The following is a 4,892-nucleotide window of genomic DNA, read 5'->3' as shown; positions in this document are numbered from 1 at the left end:
ACCGCGATGGACGACTTCCTGTCGTCGCTCGAGGCGGCGGGGCACGATACCTCCCGGACGCACTACGGCGGGACGACGTTCAAGACGGACGCCGGAGTCACCGAGATGCGCGAGGCGGTGCTGTGACGTCAGTGCCAGACGGCGTGCGGGATGCGGCGCAACCGTACATACGCGTGTAGGTCGGAAATCGGAAACCGCGTTCGGTCCGAAACTTCATTTATACACCGATCGACCCTACATCGAGTGTGTCAGTCTCACTTGCACCGGAGGCCGTCCTCACAGTCGTCGCCGTCGTCGCCACCGCCGGTGCGGTCAACGGGATCGCCGGATTCGGGTTCGCTGTCGTCGGGACGATGGCGCTCGCGTCGGTGTTCGACCCCGCGGTCGCGGTCGTGTTCATGATCGTGCCGATCCTCGCGGTGAATCTCTCGTTGCTCGCCGAACTCTCCGCCGAGGATCTGCGGAGTTGTGGGCGGCGGTTCACCCCGCTTGTACTCGCGGCGATCGTCGGCACGATCGTCGGGATGGCCGTCCTCGATCGGCTGCCCGAGGCGCCGCTCCGGATCGGCCTCGGGGTCGTCACCCTCGCGTTCGTCGCCTCGGCCCAGCGGTTCGTGTCGATCCCGGGCGTCGAACGGGCGAAGGCGGGCTGTTTCGTCGAGTCGACGCCCGCGATGGCCGGCGTCGGGGCAGCCTCGGGACTGCTCTTCGGTGCCACAAATGTGGGCGTCCAACTCGTCGCGTACATCCGGAGCTGTGACCTTCGGCACGGCCTGTTCGTCGGCGTTATCGCCCTCGTGTTCGTCGGGGTCAACGGCCTCAGGGTCGGCGCAGCGGCAGCGCTCGGGCTCTACCCGGACGCGACCGTCGCCGTGGGATCGGCGCTCGCCGCCTTGCCCGCACTCGTCGGCGTCGACATCGGAAGGCGGCTTCGCGGGCGGCTCACCGAGCGCGTCAGGCGGGCGGTGGTGTTGGGCCTTCTGAGCGTCGTCGGCGTTCGGCTTCTGGCGGACGGACTTAGGGCCATATAAACACGTCCGGCGGTCGATCCCACACCCGAGCTGTCGGGCACCACCCGAAACCGAACGGACTAACACGGCGACGAAAGTACCGCGACCGTGGAGCGAAACGACCGATCGATCGTCGCCTTCCTCATGGTCGGGCACGCGATGGTTCACGTCTACGAGCTGTCGATCCCGATCCTCATGACGGTCTGGCTCCTAGAGTTCTCGACAACTGCCGCGCTCTTGGGGACAGTCGTCTCGGTCGGATATGGCCTCTTCGGCGTCGGCGCGCTCCCGGGCGGGTTGCTCGTCGACCGATACGGCTCCCGGACGCTCGTCGTCGTCTGCCTCGCCGGCATGGGGGCGTCGTTTCTCCTCTTGAGCGCCGCGCCCGGCATCATCGGCATCGCCCTCGCGCTCGGCGTATGGGGCCTGAGCGCGAGCGTCTACCACCCCGCCGGCCTGACACTCATCAGCAACGGCGTCAGCGAACGCGGGCGGGGGTTCGCCTATCACGGGATGGCCGGCAACGCCGGCATCGCGGGGGGCCCGCTCGTCACGGCGATACTGCTCGTGGTCCTTGAGTGGCAGACTGCGGCGGCACTTCTGGCCGCGCCGGCGCTTTTCGCCGCGGTTGTCGGCCTCCGGATCGACTTCGACCCCCGGGCGGCGGTCGACGCCGAGGAAGACGGTAGCGACAGTCTTGAGACGGCCGATGGCGGCGATGACACTACGGGCCGGGGGGCTCCCGACTCGCTCGCCGGCTTTCTCGCCGAGAGCCGGGCGCTTTTCACCGCGGGGTTCGCGCTGGTGTTCGTCATCGTCTCGCTGGACGGGCTCTACTACCGCGGCGTGTTGACGTTCCTGCCCGACTTGCTCGGGGACTTCCTGACCGCGGCGGTCGGGGATGTCCGGCCCGGAATCTTCGCCCCCGACAGCCCGCTGGCCGAGGAGTTCGATCTCGCGGGCTATCTGTACGCCGGGCTGCTCACCGTCGGGATCGCCGGGCAGTACCTCGGCGGGCGGCTCACCGAGCGGGTCGAACCCGACCGCGGGCTGATACTCGTTTTGTCGGCGCTCGCAGCCATCGCGGTGGCCTTCGTGCCCGCGGCCCGGCTCGGGCTGGGCGGCCTGCTCGCGGCGAGCGTCGCGCTCGGCTTCACGCTCTTTTCGATCCAGCCGCTCACGCAGGCGACGATCGCCAAGTACTCCGTGCCCGATTCGCGGGGGCTCTCGTTCGGCTACACCTATCTCGCGATATTCGGTGTCGGCGCGCTCGGAGCCGCGATATCGGGAACTGTTCTCACGTACGCGTCTGCATCGGTCATGTTTCTCGTCCTCGCCGGCTTCGCCACGGTCGCCGCGGCACTAGCCGTCGTGTTGGTCGCGCGGCCGTAGCCGGCGAGGGAGTTAAAACGTCACGTACCTGTGGATCGGAACTCTGGTTCATCCGGCGATGTGACGCAAGTATTTAATTATGACGGCCGCGACGTAGTCGTGTGACCTCCGAGATCCGCGTCCTGCTGGTCGACGACGACGCCTTCCGCGACCGCTCGGCCACGGCTCTCGGGGACGCCGGGTTCGATGTGGTCACCGCCGCCGACGCGGCGGCCGGAGTTAACCGCCTCGGCGCGGAGATCGACTGCGTCGTCACGGAGTACGACCTACCCGGATGCGACGGGTTGGGGTTTGTTCAGGCAGTTCGAGAGCGACAGCCGGAACTCCCCGTCGTCCTCCTCACCGGGCGAGGCGACGAGGCGGTCGCGAGCGAGGCGATCGGGACCGGTGTCACTGACTACCTCCGGAAGGGGGCTGTCGATGGCCGGTTCGACGTGCTCGTCGCCCGCATCGAAGACGCTGTCTCTGAGCGGCGTGAGGCGGCCGACGTTGCCGAGAGCGAGCGGATGCTTTCGACGCTCGTCTCGAACCTCCCGGGGATCGTCTACCGGTGTCGAAACGTCAAAACGTGGCCGATGGAGTACTTCGGCGGCAACGTCGAGGAGATCACCGGCTACGAGGCGAACGACTTCCTCGAGGGTGACGTCGCGTGGGCGGAACTCATCGATCACCCCGACAATGAAGCGCTGTGGACCGAGGTTCAGGAGGCCCTCGACGCCGGCGAGCCGTTCGAAGTCACCTACCGCATCGTCGACGCGTCCGGCGAGCGCCGCTGGCTCCGCGAACAGGGGCGGCGGGTCGACAGACGTGGGCCAGACAACGGCGACACATCGGATACGATCGAAGGATTCATTTCCGAAATCACCGCCGAACGGCAGCGCGAGCGCGCGGTCGCCGAGTACGACCGGCTGGTCGACGCCGTCGGCGACCCGGTGTACACGACCGATTCGGAGGGCTGTTTTAGTACGATCAACGACCGCATGGAGAAGCGACTCGGCTACGACGCCGAGGAACTCATCGGTGAGCACGTTTCCATGGTGCTCGAACCCGACGATGTCGATCGAGGGGCGGACATCGTCCGGCGGCTGCTTGGCGACGAGAGGCGCTCAAGCGCCACCTACGGCATCGCGGTCCGAACCGCCGACGGGGACCGTCTCGAACTCGAAAACCACACCGCGTTGCTCACGGTCGACGGCGAGTTCTACGGAACCGTGGGCGTACTGCGCGACACGGCGGACCGCCCGACGGCGCGTCTTAGGCGCCTCCACGACGCGACGCGGGAGTTGATGGCCGAGACCGATCCGACCCGGATCGCCGAGTTGACCACGCGGGCGGCTCGTGATGTCCTCGATATTCCGACATCGTCCGTCCGGTTCCCGGATGGCGAGAGCCTTGAGTTGGTGGCCGACGTGGCCAAACTGGGATCGGGAGCCGACGCTGGCGGCGACGGCAGCGAACGTGCCCGCCCGACCGATGGTGACGGAACGCGCGCCCGCCCACCCGGCGACGGGGGGTGCCCGATCGACGGGACAATCCCCGGACGGGTGTTCAGCGAGGGCGAACGGTACGTGGTCTCAGGCGAGGACCCCGAGGGGTGGATCGACAGGCATCCGTTCGATTCGGGGGCGTGTCTCCCGCTCGGCAATCACGGCGTCTTCGCCATCGGGGCCTGCGAGTCGGACGCCTTCGAGGAGACGGACATCCAACTCGCGACCGTACTCGCGGCGAACGCCGAGGCCGCGCTTGACCGGGCGGAGAAAGGGGCCGAACTTCGCCGCGAGCGCGACGACTTCGCCGCGCTTTTCGAGAACATCCCCGACCCGACTGCGGAAGTGGTCATGCGCGACGCCGAGCCGATCGTCAAGCGCGTTAATCCCGCCTTCGAGGCGACGTTCGGCCACCGAACGGCGGCCATCGCCGGCGAGAACCTCGACGAGTACGTCGTTCCCGGCAGCGTCGAGACGGACGTGGAGGCCTACAACCGACGCCTCCAGCGCGGGCTGTCGCTACACGACGAGGTCCAGCGGATGACGGTCGACGGCATCCGGGATTTCATCATCCACATCGTTCCGCACGACGTCGGCACGGAGACGGCGAGGGGCTACGCGATCTACACCGACATCACGGATAGAAAGCGCCGCGAGCGCGAACTCGAGCGACAAAACGAGCGCCTCGACGAGTTCGCGAGCGTCGTCAGCCACGACCTCCGGAATCCCCTTGGAGTCGCCCGCGGCCACCTCGAACTGGCCCGGACCGCTAACGAAGAGGGGCTGACGGCACATCTCGAGTCGATCGACGAGGCCCACGAACGGATGGCAGAGCTCATCGAACGGCTGTTGGCGTTCGCACGGCAGGGCGACCCCGCCACGACTCTCGCGGAGGTATCGCTCGAGCGGGTTACCCGGAACGCCTGGGAGACAGTCGAGACGGGAGCGCTGTCGCTCGTTGTTGCAGGCGACGCCGAGGTGACAGCCGACCGCGATCGGCTTA

At 67.5% G+C, this 4,892-nt stretch carries 3 protein-coding genes and 1 pseudogene; all 4 read left to right on the top strand.

Annotation, left to right across the window (positions count from 1 at the left end; translation table 11 throughout):
• Nucleotides 1-126, top strand: a pseudogene (locus ACI944_RS11730) (tRNA (guanine(26)-N(2))-dimethyltransferase); the annotation flags it as partial.
• 119 nt (nucleotides 127-245) lie between these two features.
• Nucleotides 246-1,031 carry a sulfite exporter TauE/SafE family protein gene (locus tag ACI944_RS11725; protein WP_411719238.1) on the top strand — a complete coding sequence of 262 codons (786 nt, stop codon included), beginning with the start codon at nucleotides 246-248 and terminating at the stop codon, nucleotides 1,029-1,031.
• A gap of 87 nt (nucleotides 1,032-1,118) precedes the next feature.
• Nucleotides 1,119-2,402 carry an MFS transporter gene (locus ACI944_RS11720; protein ID WP_411719237.1) on the top strand — a complete coding sequence of 428 codons (1,284 nt, stop codon included), beginning with the start codon at nucleotides 1,119-1,121 and terminating at the stop codon, nucleotides 2,400-2,402.
• 101 nt (nucleotides 2,403-2,503) lie between these two features.
• A partial coding sequence (locus tag ACI944_RS11715; RefSeq protein WP_411719236.1) for a PAS domain S-box protein occupies nucleotides 2,504-4,892 on the top strand: 2,389 nt, incomplete at its 3' end.

Source organism: Natronomonas sp., from assembly GCF_046710025.1.
Taxonomy (GTDB): Archaea; Halobacteriota; Halobacteria; order Halobacteriales; family Haloarculaceae; genus Natronomonas.
Note: the sequence above shows the minus strand (reverse complement) of the source record. Positions and strands in the feature narration are given on the sequence as shown.